This window comes from Microbacterium sp. (assembly GCF_044340635.1).
Lineage (GTDB): Bacteria > Actinomycetota > Actinomycetes > Actinomycetales > Microbacteriaceae > Microbacterium.
In genome coordinates, this window is sequence record NZ_JBIITF010000003.1 from 14,229 (window position 1) to 31,945 (window position 17,717).

Here is a 17,717-nt window from a genome sequence, read left to right on the forward strand (position 1 = left end):
GGCCGCCCGCCGTTCACGACGCACCGCCGGCGTGACGCCGCTCGTCGGCCAACTCCATGCGCTGGACCCACGCGTCGATCTCACTTTCACGGAACCTCAGCTGCGTGCCGACACGGAACCCACGGGGGCCACGACCCTTGCTCCGCAGGTCGTAGATCGTCTGCACGGAAACTTTGAGCTGCGCGGCAAGCTCAGCCAACGACACGTAGTTCCCGTGTCCCGACTCTGACGTGCCAACACCGTCCATATAGCGAAGGTGCGCGGGCCTTGCCGCGTACCTTCCAGATACTTCGAGAAGGTCCGAGAGCGCACTGCGGCGACCCGGCGAAGTGTCCAGTAAACGACTACCAAACATTCAAGCTCCCTGATCAGGGAGTGAAGATTTGGTGCGTTACCGTAGTTTTGGTGGACCTGAGGGGACTCGAACCCCTGACCCCCTGCATGCCATGCAGGTGCGCTACCAGCTGCGCCACAGGCCCAAACTTCGCCCCGGACGAGCCAGGGCAACCCCGCTAGATTACTACATCCGAAGCGTCCGCTCGAATCGAGACGGATGTCGCCGCCAAGCGGAGATCTCGGCGACTAGTCGGCGGCCGCGGCGGCGGGGGCCGGAAGCTCGATCGGAATGACCGGGCAGTCCTTCCACAGACGCTCGAGCCCGTAGTACACGCGCTCCTGCTCGTGGAAGACGTGCACGACGAGGTCACCGAAGTCGAGCAGAACCCAGCGTCCCTCCTGACGTCCCTCACGGCGCAGACGCTTGACGCCGGCCTCGTGCAGGCGGTCCTCGATCGCGTCGGCGATCGCGCCGACGTTGCGCTCGTTGCGCCCCGTGACCAGCAGGAAGGCGTCGACGAGAGGAAGCGGGCCCGAGACATCCAGTGCGACCAGATCCTCGCCACCCTTGGTATCGGCGACGGCCGACGCGATCTGCACGAGTTCACGTGCTCGTTCAGTTGCGGGCATTAAAGAGCACCATTCACGAAAGCGAGGATGAGGACGCCCACGAGTGCGAGCGCCAGAACGCCCGCCGTGATCGCCAGGGAGAAGAGGAGTCGGCCACCCTTTTCGGGCGCCGGCGGACGGATGATTTCGCCCGTGCCGCGCACAGTACTGATGGCGGCGCTCGCGGCGATCGGCGTCGGCGAGGACGAAGCGGGCAACTCACCGTCGATGAGAACCGAATCGACGTCTTTACCGTCTGTGGAGCGCGGGTCGCCGCCGGCGGATCCGAGACCGTCGGGCAGGTGGAAGGTGCCCGTGATGAGCACCTCGCCCGTCGCATTCACGGGGCCGGATAGCGGGGGCATGCTGGGCGTCTGCGACAGGATGAGTGCGCTCGAAGCACCGATCGCACCCGTAGACGACGAGTTGCGCACGATGAGTTCATCGAACGAAGCCGGAAGCTTCGTCGAGATCTCTTCGTCCTTCAGCAGGTGGGCACCGAACTGCGCGTTGACCGTCGCGACGGGGGCCAGGTCGACACCGCGAGCGTGGTCGTCGTCGCGGGCGTCGTCGTCGCGGGCGCTGTCGTTGCGAGAAGAATCGGATGCCTCGGCATCCTGGACCTTCGCCGCATCCGCTTTCTTGGCCTCAGATTTCTTGCCACCCGACTTCTTGTCGTCGGACTTCTTCTCGTCGGCCTTTCCGCCGCCGACCGCGGGCTCGGCAATGACAGCTCCGGAAGCAGCGGGCGCCGAGAACGGTGTGTACCGCGCCGGCGCGGGCTCACCGAGAGCCGACACGGGCATCTGGGCGGCGATGACATCGGGCGTGATGACGGGGACGGACGCGGTGCGGATGCGCTCCTGCTCGCGCGCCTGGCGCCGGGTCAGGGGCGAGACGCCCAGATCGACGTGGGCGTCGGGCATGGGCGCCGGCGGGGTGAAGGCGGGGGTGGCCGCGCGCGCGAGGGGGGCGGCAGGCGGCGGAGTCGCCGCAACGTACGTGTCTTCTTCGATCTCTTCGTCCGCGTTCGACGCCTCGTTCTGAACGGGAAGTGACCCGGTCGCGTGCAGTTCGCGGAGCTTCTTCCGCGTCAGCGGCTGCTCGGGTGTGCTCATGCGTTGCTCCGATAGAGATGATGCTTGCTGATGTATTGGACGACCCCGTCAGGAACGAGATACCACACCGGGTCGCCTCGGTGGACCCGCTCGCGACAGTCCGTCGACGAAATCGCGAGCGCCGGAATCTCGAGTTGACTCACGACCTCACTCGGAAGCCCCCCGGTGTCCAGGACGTGTCCGGGGCGACTCACGGCGACGAAGTGCGCGAGGTTCCACAGCTCATCATGGTCCCTCCAACTGAGAATCTGCGCTACCGCGTCCGCGCCGGAGATGAAAAACAGATCGGCATCGGGACGCAGCGCCCGAAGATCCCGCAACGTGTCGATCGTGTAGGTCGGACCACCCCGATCGATGTCGACGCGGCTGACCGTGAATCCCGGGTTGGAAGCCGTCGCGATCACGGTCATCAGGTAACGATGTTCGCTGTCGCTGACCTTCTGCTTCTGCCAGGGCGTTCCCGTCGGGACGAAGATCACCTCGTCGAGGCCCAGGTGGCTGGCGACCTCGCTGGCGGCGACCAGGTGGCCGTGGTGGATGGGATCGAACGTGCCGCCCATCACCCCGATCCGGGGCCGCTCCCCTGCGTCCGTCGTCATACCCGACCTAGTGGCCGCTCGCCGTCCCGTGCTCGACTGCCGCGTTATTCGTCGGCGTGCCGTGGCTCTGGGCGAATGCCTGAGCCTTGCCTGCGTGACGGTTGGCCACGTCGCGGTAGGAGAAGACCACGAGACCGAGAGCCGCGAACACGACCAGCGCGATGACGAAGAAAACCACCGTCTCCAGTGCGACGTTGCCGTGGTGACCCTCTTCGGCCGCGGCCAGGATCGTCGTGACAAGCGTCATTCTCATGCTCCGTTCGGGTGTGGGCGTGTCTTGCCAGTCTAGAGAACTATCGGCGGGTCTGCCCGGCACCGCGCGCGAGCCACTTCGTGCTCGTCAGTTCGGGAAGCCCCATGGGTCCGCGCGCGTGCAGCTTCTGCGTCGAGATACCCACCTCGGCGCCGAAGCCGAATTCCCCACCGTCGGTGAATCGCGTGGATGCGTTGGCCATCACGACCGCGGCGTCGACCTCTGCCAGGAATCGCTCGGCGTTGGCATCGTCGTCCGTGATGATCGACTCGGTGTGCCCGGTCGAATAGTCACGGATATGCGCGAGGGCGTCGTCGAGGTGGTCGACGACACGGATCGAGACATCGAGGGTGCCGTACTCGGTCGACCAGTCCTCGTCGGTCGCCGGGACGACATCCGAGATCAGAGAGGCGGTCCGCGCGTCGCCGTGCAGCGTCACACCCTGCTCCTGGAGCGCCGCAGCCACGGTCGGCAGCACGCGCTCGGCGGCTGACCCCACGACCAGCACGGTCTCGACGGCGTTGCAGACGCTCGGGCGCTGCACCTTCGCATTCACGACGATGTCGCGGGCCCACTCGAGCGGCGCCGACTCGTCGAGCACGATGTGCACCACGCCGGCACCGGTCTCGATGACGGGAACGGATGACTCGGTCACCACGGTCTCGATCAGCTGCGCGCTGCCCCGGGGAACGAGGACGTCCACCAGCCCGCGCGCCTGCATGAGCTCACGGGCGCCCTCGCGGCCGAAGTCGTCGACGGTCTGGATGGCTTCCGCGTCGATGCCCCGGTCGGCCAGCGCGGTGCGCATGACGTCGACGAGCGCGGCGTTGGACTTCTCGGCAGCCGACCCGCCGCGCAGCACGACGGCGTTGCCGGAGCGAAGCGCCAGGGCCGCGATGTCGACCGTCACATTGGGGCGGGCCTCGTAGATCGAGCCCACGACGCCGAACGGGACACTGACCTTCTGCAGCACAACGCCATTCGGCAGTACCCGCTCGTCCAGCAGCCGACCGACGGGATCCGGAAGCTCGGCCACAGCGCGCACGGCCTCGGCGAGGGCGGCTACGCGCGGAGCATCCAATCGCAGACGATCCTGCAGCGACTCCGACAGCCCCGTCGCCCGACCGCGCGCCAGATCCTCGTCGTTCGCGGCGATGATCCGATCGGATGCCTCGTCGATGGCGTGTGCGATGGCCCGAAGCATGCTGGCCTTGTCGCCGTCGCCGAGGAGCCCGATGCTGCGGGAGGCCGACTTCGCCAGCCGCATGCGATCGCGTGCCGTCGTTTCACCCCAGGTATCCGAGGAGGACTCATCGCCAGGGATGCTCGACGTCGCGCTGGGGGCGGTGCTGGTCATCAGCCCAGTGTATCGACGGGCTCGGCCCTGCCTGCGGGAGCGTCGGCAGGGGCGGCGGGAAGGTCTGCGCTCGTCGCCGCGGTGCGAACAGGGCCGGTCGTCGTCGTCGGCGTCACCCGGGGATCCGGTTCGAACCAGGTACCGATCGGGGCTCCGCTCAGCGCATCCGCGACGCGGGCGGCGCTCGTTACCAGCACCCCGACCCCGGCGGCGGTCGCGAGGCGGGCCGCCGAAACCTTGGTGGCCGCTCCCCCGGTGCCGACGCTGTTGACCACGACGGATCCGAACTCGTACCCACTCAGATCGTCGCCGAACGTCACGCGCTCGATCGGACGCGCGCCGGGCTGACCCGGCGGCCGCGTGTACAGGTTCTCGATGTCGCTGAGCAGGACGAGCGCGTCCGCGCCGATCAGTTCGGCGACGAGTGCCGCGAGCCGATCATTGTCGCCGAAGCGGATCTCGTGCGTCGCGACGGTGTCGTTCTCGTTCACGATCGGCAGGATGCGCAGGCCCAGGAGTCGCTCCATCGCCCGGCGCGCGTTCGAGCGCGGCGTGGAGTTCTCGAGGTCGCCGGCAGTGAGCAGAACCTGCCCGGCGAGCACGCCGAAGCGATCGAGGCTCGTCTGGTAGCGCCACATGAGGACGTTCTGTCCAACAGCGGCCGCGGCCTGCTGGGTGGCGAGGTCCGTGGGTCGCCCCTCGAGTTCCAGGAGAGGCAGGGCAGTCGCGATCGCACCGGATGACACGAGGACGACCTCGGTGCCCCGGGCATGGACTTCGGCGAGGGCGGTGACAATGGCATCGATCGTCGCCGCCTGATCGCCGCTGATCGACGACGAACCGACCTTGACGACGATCCGCTTCGCGGCGGCGATAGCGGAGCGGTGCAGGGTGCTCACGCGTCCCCCTCGACCTCGCCACGTTCCACGGCGGCGAGCCGCTGCACCTCGAACTCGGCACGGGCGTCCGCTTTGGCATCCATCCGCTCGTGATAGCGCTCGCGGCGCTGCGACGTGGTGCGTCGCGTGTTCATGTCGAGGCGCGGGTCCATGCCGCGGGGCGCGGTCATGAGCTCGGCCGCGGAGCTGAGCGTCGGCTGCCAGTCGAAGACGACGCCGTCACCCTCGCCGATGACGACGGTCGAACCCGGCTCGGCGCCGGCACGGACAAGTCCGTCTTCGACACCCAGCTTGGCCAGGCGATCGGCCAGGTAGCCCACGGCCTCTTCGTTCTGGAAGTCCGTCTGCTGAACCCAACGCACGGGCTTGTCCCCCAGCACACGGTAGAGGTTGCCGTACGTGCCGCCCTCGACACGGATCGTGTAGTCCTTCTGCTTCTCGCCCCGCGGGCGCAGCACGATGCGCTCGGGCGCGGGCTTCGCGGCCAGTTCGGCACGGTGTTCGGCGACGACCTCGCCGAGGGCGAAGGTCAGCTCGCGCAGGCCCTCGTGCGCGACGGTGGAGATCTCGAACACGCGGTAGCCGCGCGACTCGAGCTCGGGCCGCACGAATGCGGCCAACTCGCGACCCTCCGGGACGTCGATCTTGTTGAGCGCGATCAGCTGCGGGCGCTCGAGCAGGGGCAACTGGTCTTCGGGTACGGGATAGGCGCCCAATTCGGCGAGAATCACGTCGAGGTCGGTCAGCGGGTCGCGACCGGGCTCGAGCGTCGCGCAGTCCAGCACGTGCACGAGCGCGGTGCAGCGCTCGACGTGACGGAGGAATTCGAGACCGAGACCGCGGCCTTCACTGGCGCCTTCGATCAAGCCGGGCACGTCGGCGACGGTGAAGCGCACCTCGCCGGCCTGCACGACGCCGAGGTTCGGGTGCAGCGTCGTGAACGGGTAGTCGGCGATCTTGGGCCGTGCGGCCGAGATCGCGGCGATCAGGCTGGACTTGCCGGCCGACGGGAAGCCCACGAGCGCCACGTCGGCGACAACCTTGAGTTCGAGGAGGACATCGCCCTCCCACCCGGGCGTGCCGAGCAGCGCGAAGCCGGGCGCCTTGCGCTTGGGCGAGGCGAGGGCCGCGTTACCGAGCCCTCCGACGCCTCCCGGCGCCACGACGAATCGCGTCCCGGGCTCGACCATGTCGATGAGAAGCTCGCCCGAGGCATCCTTGACGACCGTTCCGACCGGAACCGGCAGCTCGACATCTTCGCCCGCGGCACCCTGGCGGAGATCGCCGGCACCGAACGCACCGTTGTTCGACGTGCGGTGCGGCGAGTGGTGGTACGACAGCAGCGTCGTGACCTGCGGGTCTGCGACGAGCACGATGTCGCCACCATTGCCGCCGCTCGCGCCATCCGGTCCCGCCAGCGGCTTGAATTTCTCGCGGCGAACCGAGACGCAGCCGTTGCCGCCCTTGCCCGCGCGCAGGTGGAGCGTCACCCGGTCGACGAATGAGACCATCGTGCACTCCTTTCGAAAATGGTCAGGGGGCGAGCCGAAGCCCGCCCCCTGACCGAAAAATGAACCGCGGCGCTCGCGTGATTACTCCGCGGCGACGACGATGTTGACGACCTTGCGGCCGCCCTTCTTGCCGAACTCGACCGAACCGGCCTGCAGCGCGAACAGCGTGTCGTCGCCACCGCGACCCACGCCGGCGCCCGGGTGAAAGTGCGTTCCACGCTGGCGGACGATGATCTCGCCGGCGCTGACGACCTGGCCGCCAAAACGCTTGACGCCGAGCCGCTGGGAGTTGGAGTCGCGACCGTTACGGGTGGAGCTTGCGCCCTTTTTGTGTGCCATCTCGAATCTCCCGCGCTTACTTGATGCCGGTTACCTTGACGCGCGTGAGGTCCTGACGGTGCCCCTGGCGCTTCTTGTAACCGGTCTTGTTCTTGAACTTCTGGATGATGATCTTCGGGCCGCGCAGCTCGCCGAGAACCTCGGCGGTGACGGTCACCTTCGAAAGCTTGTCGGCGTCGGTGGTGACGTTGTCTCCGTCGACCAGGAGCACCGCGGGCAGCTCGATCTTGTCGCCGAGCTTGGCCTTCTGACGATCGAGAACGACGATCGTACCGACCTCGACCTTCTCTTGGCGGCCACCGGCGCGCACTACTGCGTAAACCACTTCACACCTGTTTCTCTGGGGAACCTTGTGGTTCCGATGTCACGGAAAGACTCTGCTCCACGGGGCGCGGCATCCCGTGAGATTCCGAACTACCCGTGGTGCGGTGCGGAAGCTTCGCTCTCGTCGCGCCGCACGCAAAGCGGCAGCACGTGACGCACCAAGGGTCGAGTCTACCCGACGGAAGCGGATGCGGCAAAAGCATCCGCCCCGCGCGTCGGGGGTTCCACTCCTCCCCCGCTCCACGCCGCCGAGTGCACGGCTTGGTGCCGGGTGCACGGCCTGCACACCGTACCGAACCCGCGCGTTCGAATGCAGGCCGTGCGCTCGGGAGCAACGCCGACGACGGATTGGTCTGGCATAGGATCTGCCAATGGCCATCTTGATCGACACGGCGCGGTGGCCGGCCCACGGAAGACTCTGGGCGCATCTCATCAGCGACGACAACCTGGCCGAGTTGCACGCGTTCGCCGCCGCCCACGACATCCCCCGACGCGGCTTCGATCTCGACCACTACGACGTGCCCGAAGACGCCGCCTACCGCCTCATCGCCGCGGGGGCACGACACGTGACCGCGCGCGAACTGGTCTACGCGCTCCGCGACTCGGGGCTGCGCGTCACGGCGCGAGAGCGGCGCGGACTCCCGACGAAATGAGAAGCGTCGCGGATGCCTGGGCACCCGCGACGCTCTTCGGGCAGTCTGCGCGTTCCTACTCGTCCGCGCTCGGCATGGTGACCGGCGTACCCGTCACGATGCCGGTCGACACACGACGACGCTGGCGTCCCTGACCCGGCGCCTTGGGCTCGGGCAGAGCCTGCAGCACGGAGTCGAGAAGCTGGTCCTTCTCGGATTTCGGCGCGACAGGGCGTTGTTCGCCGCGCTCGCCGCGGTTCTCACCGCGCTCGCCCCGCTGCTCGGGGCGCTTGCGACGCTTCTTCGTCCGCTCCCCGTCCCCGTCCCCGACCGGAGCCAGGGGACCCTCGGGCAGAACGATCTCGAGCGACTCGAGGGTCTCGATGGTCTCGCGCACTTCCTCGACGGTCGCGACAGCGGTAGCGGTAGCATCCGTCGACTCGGTTTCGGCCCCAGAGCCCAGCGTCGATGCGGCGATCTGGGCGAGGGCCGACTTGACACCCTCGGTGATCACGTGGGTTCCGCCGTTGCCGCCCGTCCCGTTGCCTCCGCCGTTCGATCCGGCGCCACCGCCGCGCGGGCGACGGTTCGACCCGCCGCCGCTCGAGGGAGCGGACGACGACGAGCGGTGCTTCACGACCGGATCGTGGTGCACGATCACGCCGCGTCCCGCGCAGACCTCGCAGTTCTCACTGAACGTCTCGAGCAGGCCGAGCCCCAGTTTCTTGCGGGTCATCTGCACGAGGCCGAGGGACGTGACCTCCGCGACCTGATGCTTCGTGCGGTCGCGGCTCAGGCACTCGACGAGGCGACGCAGCACCAGGTCCCGGTTGGATTCGAGCACCATGTCGATGAAGTCGACGACGATGATCCCGCCGATGTCGCGCAGACGCAGCTGACGGACGATCTCTTCGGCCGCCTCGAGGTTGTTCTTCGTGACGGTCTCTTCGAGGTTTCCGCCCGACCCGACGAACTTGCCGGTGTTGACGTCGACGACCGTCATCGCCTCGGTGCGGTCGATCACGAGCGAACCGCCCGAGGGCAACCAGACCTTGCGATCGAGAGCCTTCTCGATCTGCTCCGTCACGCGGAACTCGTCGAACGGATCCCGCTCGCCCTCGTACGGCTGAACGCGCTCGAGCAGGTCGGGGGCGACGGACTCGAGGTACGCCTCGATCGTCCGCTGCGCCTCTTCGCCCTGGATGAGCATCTTCGTGAAGTCTTCGTTGAAGACATCCCGCACGATCTTGACCAAAAGGTCCGGCTCCGAGTGCAGCAGAGCAGGCGCCTGCACGGTCTCGAGCTGCGAAGAGATGTGCTCCCACTGGCTCGTGAGTCGCTGCACGTCGCGCGTCAGCTGGTCTTCCGTCGCGCCTTCGGCCGCGGTGCGGACGATGACGCCGGACGACTCGGGCAGAACTTCCTTCAGGATGCGCTTCAGGCGCGCCCGTTCGGTGTCGGGGAGCTTGCGGGAGATGCCGTTCATCGATCCGGCGGGCACGTACACGAGGTAGCGGCCGGGCAGCGAGATCTGGCTGGTGAGGCGGGCGCCCTTGTGTCCGACCGGGTCCTTCGTGACCTGGACGAGAACACGGTCGCCGGACTTGAGCGCGAGCTCGATGCGACGCGGCTGGTTGCCGGTCTCGACGGCATCCCAGTCGACCTCGCCGGAGTACAGCACGGCGTTACGTCCACGGCCGATGTCGACGAACGCCGCCTCCATGCTCGGCAGGACGTTCTGCACGCGACCGAGGTAGACGTTGCCGATGAGCGAGGCGTCCTGGTTACGGGCGACATAGTGCTCGACGAGGACGTTGTCCTCGAGCACCGCGATCTGGATGCGGCCGTTCTTGGAACGAACGATCATGTCGCGGTCGACCGCCTCACGGCGCGCGAGGAATTCCGCTTCGGTGACGACGGCCCGGCGACGGCCGGCCTCGCGACCGTCACGACGACGCTGCTTCTTGGCCTCGAGCCGCGTCGAGCCCTTGATCCGCTGGGGCTCGGTGATGACCTCGACAGCGCGGGGCTGACGCACTCGGACCACCGTGGAAGCATCCTGCGGCTCGTTGGTCTCTTCGCCCGCACGGCGGCGGTTGCGGCGACGCGACGAGCCCTGGGACTCACGGGGGGTGCGTTCTTCGGGCTCGTCCCGCTCGGGACGCTCGTCGCGACCGGACGGGGCCGCGGGAAGCGGCACGATCTCGGGCGCGTAGAACATGAGCTGGGTCGAGACCTGCGACACGAAGACCTCGGGCAGCAGCCCCAACGCCACCGCGGTGGGAACAGTCGGCTCGGGGTCTGGCTCGGGCTCGGGCTCGGGCTCGGGCTCGGGCTCGGTTTCAGGTTGCGCTTGAGGCTCGGATGCTTCCGCGGCGGGTGCTTCGGTCTCCGTGGGCTCAGCCGCGGACGCTTCTGGCTCGGCAGAAGGCTCCTCGGCCTCCGGCGCGGCTTCCTCCGCCGCGGGCGCCGCTTCGTCAAGCGACGGAGCACCCTCGGGCTCAGAAGAGACACCCTCGTCGACAGACGGAGCACCCTCGGGCTCAGAAGAGACACCCTCGTCGACAGACGGGGCATCCTCGCTCTGCCGGGCGTCCTCCACGTGCGTCAACGGCGGTTCGGCCGGTGACGCTTCCTGAAGGTCGTTGCGGTCATTGTCATTGTTGTCATCAGCCATCGCTGGCGCACTCCCTGGCGGGCGACATCCGCGCGTCACCCGGCGAAATCTCGTGCAGCACCGCACCTGCGGTGCCGCGAACTCACTCGGTCTGCAGCAGGCCCGTGGCTCGTGCTGCGAAGGGCGATCATCGCCCGAAGTCTTCGTCGATACCCGTCCGGCGCGGCCGGAGAGGCGTCTAGATCTCATTATCGCATCATCCGGGCGCGAATGTCCGCCCCGCGCCGGGCACGATGCCCTCGTGTCACGATTCCCGCGGCGTTATCGACGGCTGCGCCCGCGTCGTTCCCGCAGATTCCGGTGTCATAATCCGAGGCATGGCAACGCCCTCCCAGACGCACACCCGACCCGTGGCCCTCGCGGTTTGGCTCATCATCGCCGGCGTGATCGGCTGGTGGGCGGCGTTCCAGCTCACGCTCGAGCGGATCCATCTTCTCGCCGACCCGAACGCGTCACTGTCGTGCGACTTCAGCATTCTGGTGCAGTGCCGCGCCAACCTCGAGTCATGGCAGGGCATGGTGTTCGGGTTCCCGAACCCCCTGATCGGACTCGGCGCGTGGGTCGCCCCGATCGTCGTCGGCGTCGCCATCCTCGCTCGAGCGCGCTTCGCACGCTGGTTCTGGTGGCTGTTCGAGGCCGGCATGATCTTCGCGATCGGCTTCGTCATCTGGCTGATCAGCCAGAGCATCTACGTTCTGGGGACGCTGTGCCCGTGGTGCATGGTGACCTGGCTCGTGACGATCCCGACGTTCTACGCAGTGACGCTGCACGTGTTCCGGTCGGGGATCGTGCCTGTGCCGTCCGGGGTGCGTAAGACTGCCGACACGTTGATGGGCTGGGTGCCGCTGATGGCGGTCGTCAGCTACGCGGTCGTCGCGATCCTGGCGCAGCTACGCCTCGACGTGCTGAACAACCTGTTCTGACGCCGCATCCGCGCTCCGACTCGCTCGAGCGCTCGCCCGCATAGCGCGCGAACGGACGCAACACGCCGCGAGCCATGACCTCGCACGGCGTGTTGCGTCCGTTCGGCGCGGGATGCGGCCCGCGCGGTCGGCTCAGGCGAACCAGATGCCGAGCTCGCGCGCGGCCGACTCGGGGCTGTCCGAGCCGTGCACGAGGTTCTGCTGCACGGCCAGGCCCCAGTCGCGGCCGAAGTCGCCGCGGATCGTTCCGGGTGCGGCGCCCGTCGGGTCGGTCGTGCCGGCGAGCGAGCGGAAGCCCTCGATCACGCGGTTGCCAGCGAGGCGGATCGCCACGGCCGGGCCCGACATCATGAACTCCAGCAGCGGCTCATAGAACGGCTTGCCCTCGTGCTCGGCGTAATGACGCTCGAGCACGTCGCGGTCGGGCTCAACGAGCTTGATGTCGACGAGCGCGTAGCCCTTCCGCTCGATGCGGGCCAGGATGTCTCCGGTCAGGCCGCGGGCGACACCGTCCGGCTTGACGAGGACGAGCGTCTCTTCCGTGATCATTGTGTTTCTCCTTCCGGCGCCGCAGCGCGCGTTGGTGCTTCGATTCTCGGTCCTTGAATGGTCGCGTATGCCCACATGCCGCCGAAGATCAGGGCGATCAGCAGCATTGCGGGCACGAGGAACGCCGACAGCGCGACGATCACCTGGAGCACCCAGCCTGTGGCTATTCCGGCCGGCTTGTCGACGAACCCAGTCGTCGCGATCATCACGACGGCGACGGCGGCACCCGCCACGATGCCGAACCAGTCGGGGATGCCGGCCGGGAGCACCTTGAGGCCGAAGATCACGAGCCCGCCGAGAAAGACGATGATCGCCTCGAACCCCAGGACGACCGACGCCAGCTGTGCCGTCAGACTGCGCTTCGGCCGCGGGCGACGCTGCCGAGGTTGTCGCGCGGCGCTCACGACGCTCCCCCGCTCTTCCAGCCCTCGCTCGCGGCGAGCGACACGGCCTCACCGGCGAGTACGACCGATCCGGCGATGATCACCGCGCGACGAGCGGATTCCCCGGCCCAGGCGCGCGCGGACTCCGCCGCGTCGTCGAGATTCGGGTGCACGCTCGCGTGCAGCCCCGCCGCCTCGACGATGTCGGCCAGTGCGTCGGGACTGTCGGCCCGGTCGGAATCGGGTGCCGTCACGAAGACCTCGGTCGCGATCGGCGCGAGGGCCGCGACGATGCCGACGGCATCCTTGTCGCCGAGGACTCCGAGGACCACGCCCCACTCGTCGAAGTCGAACGAGGCGCGCAGTGCGTCGGCCAGGGCGCGTGCACCGTGCGGGTTGTGCGCCGCGTCGATGAGCACGGTCGGGTTGGTGCCCACGAGTTGCAGGCGCCCGGGCGAGGTCACAGCGCCGAGGCCGTCCGCCAGGATGTCGCCGGCGATCGCCTGCGTCGCGCCCCCGATCAGGGACTCGACGGCCGCTATCGCGAGGGCCGCGTTCGCGCCCTGGTGGACGCCGTACAGGGGCAGGTACTCGTCGTCGTACGTGCCGACGAGGCCCCGTACCGAAATGAGCTGCCCGCCGACGGCCAGACGATCTGAAGTGAGGGCGAAGCCCTCACCCTCGAAGGCGATGGTCGCGCCGCGGGCCTCTGCAGCCGCGCGGAGGACCTCAACGGCTTCAGCGGGCTGTCGTGCCGACACGACCGCTGCACCGTCCTTGATGATTCCGGCCTTGACATCGGCGATCTTCGCGATCGTGTCGCCCAGCCGATCGGCGTGGTCGAGGTCGATCGGGGCGAACACCGCCACATCCCCGTCCGCCGTGTTCGTGGAGTCCCACGACCCGCCCATACCGACCTCGAGCACTAGCACGTCGATCGGGGCGTCGGCGAAAGCGACGAACGCCAGCGCGGTGAGCAGCTCGAAGAACGTCAGGGGCTCCTCCCCCGCCTCGACGAGCTCAGCGTCGACCAGGGCGACGAACGGGGTCATCTCGTCCCACGCGTCGGCGACGGCCGCATCGAGCACCGGGAACCCGTCGATCATGATGCGTTCCGTGAAGCGCTCGAGGTGCGGGCTCGTGAACAGTCCCGTGCGCAGCCCGTGGGCGCGCAGCAGGCTCTCGATGATGCGGCTCGTGCTCGTCTTGCCGTTCGTGCCGGTCACGTGCACGACACGGTAGGTGCGCTGCGGGTCGCCGAGGTAGTCGAGTAGGCGCGCTGTGCGCTCCTTGCGCGGCTGTACCCACCGCTCCCCCGCCCGCGCGAGCAGCGCCGAGTACACGGCATCCGCTCGCGCACTGTCTTCGGGCGTGCTCTCGGGCATGATGTCGTCCGTCGGGTTCTCGCTCATGCGCGTCCTTCCGTTCGGGTCTCCGCCCGCGTCACCGCGACGGTGAATGCCCCGGCGTTCGCGAAGGCGCCCGCGGCGAAGGATGCCTTGTGCTCCGCTTTCGCCTTCTCGCCCGCGAAGCTGCGCGACGAGCCGCGGAGGGTGTCGCCCTTCGTCCCAAGCAGGTACTCGACCGCGAGGGTCTCGCCCGCGACATCCGCGGTCTCGAACCCCTCCGAGACGGCCTGCGCGTCAGCCTCCTCGTCGAAGGTGACGACGAGGTGGATCCGGTCGCTGACGTCGAAGCCTGCGGCTTTGCGCGTGTCCTGCACCGCACGGATGACGTCGCGCGCCAGCCCTTCGGCCTCCAGCTCGGGCGTCGTCGTGGTGTCGAGCAGCACGAACCCGCCGCCGGGCAGCAGCGCGAGCGCCTCACCCTCTGGCCGGCCCGCGGTCTCGAGCGCCAGCTCGTACTCCCCCGGCTCGAGCGCGATGCCACCCGCGATGACGGCGCCATCCGTCTCCGACCAATCGCCCGAACGCGCGGCCTGGATGGCACGCTGCACGTCCTTGCCGATGCGCGGCCCGGCCGCCCGAGCGTTGACCGTCAGGCGGTGCGTGATGCCGTAGTTCGCCGCCGTGTCGGCCTGGAGCTCGATCAGCTCGACGGACTTGACGTTGAGCTCGTCGCGCAGGATCTCGTCGAACTGCGCCAGGGCCGCGGCATCCGTCACGACAACCGACAAACGCGCGAGGGGCAGACGCACGCGCTTGCCCTCCCGCTTGCGCAGGGCGTTCGCAACGCTCGAGACCTCGCGCACCGCGTCCATCGCGGAACGGATGTCGGGGGCCGCCGGAAGCGCGTCGGCTTCCGGCCAGTCCTGCAGGTGGACGCTCCGCCCACCCGTCAGGCCCTGCCACACGCGCTCGCTGACGAGCGGGATGAGCGGCGCGGAAACACGAGTGAGCGTCTCGAGCACGGTGTAGAGCGTGTCGAACGCCTCGGTCGTCGTCGGGTCGGACGGGTCGACGCCCACCCAGAACCGGTCGCGCGAGCGCCGGATGTACCAGTTGGTCAGCACCTCGGCGAAGTCGCGCAGGCGTGCGGCCGCCGTCGTCGAGTCGAGACCCTCGAGATCAGTCGCGACGTCCCTGACGAGCTCGCCGAGCAGCGCCAGGATGTAGCGGTCGAGCACGTCGGTCGAGTCGGTACGCCACGAGGCCGTGTAGCCCGCGGCATCCCGAGCATCGGTCCCTGAGCCTGCTGCATCGGTCCCTGAGCCGGTGACCTCGGTCCCTGAGCCTGTCGAAGGGACACCGGCGAAAGCGGCGTTCGCACCACCAGCGAATGCGGCATTCGCGTACGTCGAGAAGAAATACCACGAGCTCCACAGCGGCAGCAGGAACTCGCGGACGCCCGAGCGGATGCCTTCCTCCGTGACGACGAGGTTGCCGCCCCGCAGCACCGAACTCGACATCAGGAACCAGCGCATGGCGTCGGAGCCGTCGCGGTCGAGCACCTCCGAGACATCCGGATAGTTGCGCAGCGACTTCGACATCTTCTGACCGTCGCTGCCCAGCACGATGCCGTGCGCCGACACGGCCTTGAAGGCCGGACGGTCGAACAGCGCGCCCGAGAGCACGTGCATGACGTAGAACCAGCCGCGCGTCTGCCCGATGTACTCGACGATGAAGTCGGCGGGCGAATGCGAGTCGAACCAGTCGCGGTTCTCGAACGGGTAGTGCACCTGGGCGAACGGCATCGAGCCCGAGTCAAACCAGACGTCGAGCACGTCCTCGATGCGGCGCATCGTGCTCTGGCCGGTCGGATCGTCGGGGTTCGGTCGCGTCAGCTCGTCGATGTACGGGCGGTGCAGGTCGACCTCGCCGGAGTCATTGCGCGGCAGCCGTCCGAAGTCGCGCTCGATGTCTTCGAGCGAGCCGTATGCGTCGACGCGCGGGTACTCGGGGTCGTCGCTCTTCCAGATCGGGATCGGCGAACCCCAGTAGCGGTTGCGGCTGATCGACCAGTCGCGCGCGCCCTCGACCCACTTGCCGAACTGGCCGTGCTTGACGTTCTCGGGCACCCAGGTGATGTCTTCGTTCAGCTCGACGAGGCGGTCGCGGAAGTCCGTCACCCGCACGAACCAGCTCGACACGGCCTTGTAGATCAAGGGGTTCCGGCATCGCCAGCAGTGCGGGTACGAGTGCTCGTAGCTCGCCTCGCGCACGAGCCGGCCGGCCTGGCGGAGGAGGCGGATGAGCGGCGTGTTGGCGTCCATCCACAGGTCGCCCGCGACATCCGTCACCGTGGGAAGGAATCGCCCGCCGTCGTCGAGGCTCAGGATCGTCGGGATGCCCGCGGCCTCGCTGATCCGCTGGTCGTCCTCACCGTAGGCCGGGGCCTGGTGGACGATGCCGGTTCCGTCGGTGGTCGTGACGTAGTCGTCGACGAGGATGCGCCACGCGTTCTGCGTGCCCCACACCTCGGCGTCGGCGTAGTAGTCGAACAGGCGGTCGTACGAGACATCCGCCAGCTCGGCGCCCATGATCTCGCGCTCGACGGCCACGGAGGCAGCAGCGGCGTTCTCGTAACCGAGGTCCTTCGCGTAGTTCCCGAGCAGGTCCGCCGCGAGCAGGTAGCGGTGCGCTGATGCCTCGATCGGGTCGTCCGCCACACCCACGGCCCCTGAGCCTGTCGAAGGGGCGTGGTGCACATCGGCCGCACCCGCGGGGCCGGCGGGAAGGACGACGTAGCGGATGTCGGGGCCCACGGCGAGCGCCATGTTGGTCGGCAGCGTCCAGGGCGTGGTGGTCCAGGCGAGCGCGCGGACGCCGGTCACCCCGAGCGCCTCGGCCTTCAGCCCGACGAGGGGGAACGTGACGGTCACCGACGGGTCCTGACGCATCCGGTACACGTCGTCGTCCATGCGCAGCTCGTGGGTCGAGAGCGGCGTCTCGTCGCGCCAGCAGTACGGCAGCACGCGGTAGCCCTCGTAGGCCAGGCCCTTGTCGTACAGGGTCTTGAAGGCCCACAGCACGCTCTCCATGTAGGAGGTGTCGAGGGTCTTGTAGCCGTTGTCGAAGTCGACCCAGCGCGCCTGGCGGGTGACGTAGTCCTGCCACTCGTGCGTGTATGCCAGCACCGACTCGCGCGCCTTGGCGTTGAAGGTGTCGATGCCCATGGCCTCGATCTGCGCCTTCTCGGTGATGCCGAGCTGCTTCATGGCCTCGAGCTCGGCGGGCAGGCCATGCGTGTCCCATCCGAAGACGCGGTCGACCTTCTTGCCGCGCATGGTCTGGAAGCGCGGGAAGAGGTCCTTCGCGTATCCGGTGAGCAGGTGGCCGTAGTGCGGCAGGCCGTTGGCGAAGGGCGGGCCGTCGTAGAACACCCACTCCTCGGAGCCGTCGCGCTGGGCGATGCTCGCTCGGAACGTGTCGTCGTCGCGCCAGAAGTCGAGCACCTCGCGCTCGATCTCGGGAAAGCGGGGGCTCGGCGGAACCGCATCGGCGGCGGGTCCGAACGCTGAGGGCTGGGGGTAGGTCATGGCTTCTCGCAGGTGCTGTCGTGTGCTTCCTGCCGGGACGACGCGCTGCACCCTCTCCCGTGCGGGAGTGCGATCCAGTCGAGCCGCGGTACCACCCTGCTTGCCGCTATGCGCAGCCACTTTCACAGCGGCTGTGACGGGCCTGCCCCGCTCGGTTCTACTGAGGACCCCATCGTGACGGCGGGGCCCCGTTCTTCCGAGAGCTCCCCGGTGATGGCCGGATCGATGCTCGTGTGTTCAGTCTAACCGGCCCCGGTTGTCCGTGGTTC

General features: G+C 68.3%; 17 protein-coding genes and 1 tRNA gene. 2 read left to right on the forward strand and 16 right to left on the reverse strand.

Annotation, left to right across the window (positions count from 1 at the left end; all coding sequences use genetic code 11):
* Nucleotides 1–13 precede the first annotated feature (13 nt).
* The 11 genes from ACIQ0W_RS03360 to rplU form a co-directional block, all read right to left on the reverse strand.
* Nucleotides 14–205 (reverse strand): AlpA family transcriptional regulator, encoded by a 192-nt coding sequence (locus ACIQ0W_RS03360; RefSeq protein ID WP_200919445.1) that lies wholly within the window; start codon nucleotides 203–205, stop codon nucleotides 14–16.
* A 198-nt stretch (nucleotides 206–403) separates the two neighbouring features.
* A tRNA-Ala gene (locus ACIQ0W_RS03365) sits at nucleotides 404–479 on the reverse strand.
* 103 nt (nucleotides 480–582) lie between these two features.
* The gene (gene rsfS, locus ACIQ0W_RS03370) at nucleotides 583–966 is read right to left on the reverse strand and encodes a ribosome silencing factor (RefSeq protein ID WP_304689713.1); all 384 of its coding nucleotides are present in this window, start codon (nucleotides 964–966) and stop codon (nucleotides 583–585) included.
* Nucleotides 966–2,063 (reverse strand): hypothetical protein, encoded by a 1,098-nt coding sequence (locus tag ACIQ0W_RS03375; RefSeq protein WP_304689714.1) that lies wholly within the window; start codon nucleotides 2,061–2,063, stop codon nucleotides 966–968. Before ACIQ0W_RS03375 ends, rsfS begins: the two co-directional genes overlap by 1 nt.
* Complete coding sequence (gene nadD / locus ACIQ0W_RS03380; RefSeq protein WP_036295509.1) at nucleotides 2,060–2,662, reverse strand: nicotinate-nucleotide adenylyltransferase; 603 nt, start codon at nucleotides 2,660–2,662, stop codon at nucleotides 2,060–2,062. The genes ACIQ0W_RS03375 and nadD overlap by 4 nt, the downstream gene beginning before the upstream one ends.
* A gap of 7 nt (nucleotides 2,663–2,669) precedes the next feature.
* Nucleotides 2,670–2,909 (reverse strand): hypothetical protein, encoded by a 240-nt coding sequence (locus ACIQ0W_RS03385; RefSeq protein ID WP_304689715.1) that lies wholly within the window; start codon nucleotides 2,907–2,909, stop codon nucleotides 2,670–2,672.
* Nucleotides 2,910–2,955: 46 nt separating this feature from the next.
* Nucleotides 2,956–4,182, reverse strand: coding sequence for a glutamate-5-semialdehyde dehydrogenase (locus tag ACIQ0W_RS03390; RefSeq protein ID WP_396641653.1), 1,227 nt, complete (start codon nucleotides 4,180–4,182; stop codon nucleotides 2,956–2,958).
* An 89-nt stretch (nucleotides 4,183–4,271) separates the two neighbouring features.
* Nucleotides 4,272–5,171: a glutamate 5-kinase gene (gene proB, locus ACIQ0W_RS03395; protein ID WP_304689716.1), complete on the reverse strand. Its 900-nt coding sequence runs from the start codon at nucleotides 5,169–5,171 to the stop codon at nucleotides 4,272–4,274.
* Nucleotides 5,168–6,682 carry a GTPase ObgE gene (gene obgE / locus ACIQ0W_RS03400; RefSeq protein WP_304689718.1) on the reverse strand — a complete coding sequence of 505 codons (1,515 nt, stop codon included), beginning with the start codon at nucleotides 6,680–6,682 and terminating at the stop codon, nucleotides 5,168–5,170. The genes proB and obgE overlap by 4 nt, the downstream gene beginning before the upstream one ends.
* An 81-nt stretch (nucleotides 6,683–6,763) precedes the next feature.
* A complete protein-coding gene (gene rpmA, locus ACIQ0W_RS03405) occupies nucleotides 6,764–7,021 on the reverse strand; it encodes a 50S ribosomal protein L27 (protein WP_304689720.1) in 258 nt (85 codons plus the stop codon).
* Nucleotides 7,022–7,037: 16 nt separating this feature from the next.
* Nucleotides 7,038–7,346 carry a 50S ribosomal protein L21 gene (gene rplU, locus ACIQ0W_RS03410; RefSeq protein ID WP_396641440.1) on the reverse strand — a complete coding sequence of 103 codons (309 nt, stop codon included), beginning with the start codon at nucleotides 7,344–7,346 and terminating at the stop codon, nucleotides 7,038–7,040.
* Nucleotides 7,347–7,716: 370 nt separating this feature from the next.
* Here rplU and ACIQ0W_RS03415 point away from each other — a divergent pair, with 370 nt between their 5' ends.
* Complete coding sequence (locus ACIQ0W_RS03415) at nucleotides 7,717–7,998, forward strand: DUF4031 domain-containing protein (protein ID WP_396641441.1); 282 nt, start codon at nucleotides 7,717–7,719, stop codon at nucleotides 7,996–7,998.
* 55 nt (nucleotides 7,999–8,053) lie between these two features.
* Here ACIQ0W_RS03415 and ACIQ0W_RS03420 read toward each other — a convergent pair whose 3' ends face one another.
* Nucleotides 8,054–10,654, reverse strand: coding sequence for an Rne/Rng family ribonuclease (locus ACIQ0W_RS03420; protein WP_396641442.1), 2,601 nt, complete (start codon nucleotides 10,652–10,654; stop codon nucleotides 8,054–8,056).
* A gap of 317 nt (nucleotides 10,655–10,971) precedes the next feature.
* On the opposite strand from ACIQ0W_RS03420, the gene ACIQ0W_RS03425 reads away from it, so the two are divergent.
* Nucleotides 10,972–11,577, forward strand: coding sequence for a vitamin K epoxide reductase family protein (locus ACIQ0W_RS03425; RefSeq protein WP_304688885.1), 606 nt, complete (start codon nucleotides 10,972–10,974; stop codon nucleotides 11,575–11,577).
* A gap of 132 nt (nucleotides 11,578–11,709) precedes the next feature.
* Here ACIQ0W_RS03425 and ndk read toward each other — a convergent pair whose 3' ends face one another.
* From ndk to ileS, 4 genes are read right to left on the reverse strand one after another with little or no spacing between them, the layout of a single operon-like run.
* Complete coding sequence (ndk, locus tag ACIQ0W_RS03430) at nucleotides 11,710–12,126, reverse strand: nucleoside-diphosphate kinase (RefSeq protein WP_396641443.1); 417 nt, start codon at nucleotides 12,124–12,126, stop codon at nucleotides 11,710–11,712.
* On the reverse strand, nucleotides 12,123–12,530 hold the full coding sequence (locus tag ACIQ0W_RS03435) for a DUF4233 domain-containing protein (RefSeq protein WP_396641444.1): 408 nt from the start codon (nucleotides 12,528–12,530) through the stop codon (nucleotides 12,123–12,125). The genes ndk and ACIQ0W_RS03435 overlap by 4 nt, the downstream gene beginning before the upstream one ends.
* The gene (locus ACIQ0W_RS03440) at nucleotides 12,527–13,921 is read right to left on the reverse strand and encodes a folylpolyglutamate synthase/dihydrofolate synthase family protein (RefSeq protein ID WP_304688891.1); all 1,395 of its coding nucleotides are present in this window, start codon (nucleotides 13,919–13,921) and stop codon (nucleotides 12,527–12,529) included. Before ACIQ0W_RS03440 ends, ACIQ0W_RS03435 begins: the two co-directional genes overlap by 4 nt.
* Complete coding sequence (gene ileS / locus ACIQ0W_RS03445; protein WP_396641445.1) at nucleotides 13,918–17,448, reverse strand: isoleucine--tRNA ligase; 3,531 nt, start codon at nucleotides 17,446–17,448, stop codon at nucleotides 13,918–13,920. Before ileS ends, ACIQ0W_RS03440 begins: the two co-directional genes overlap by 4 nt.
* Nucleotides 17,449–17,717: the final 269 nt, after the last annotated feature.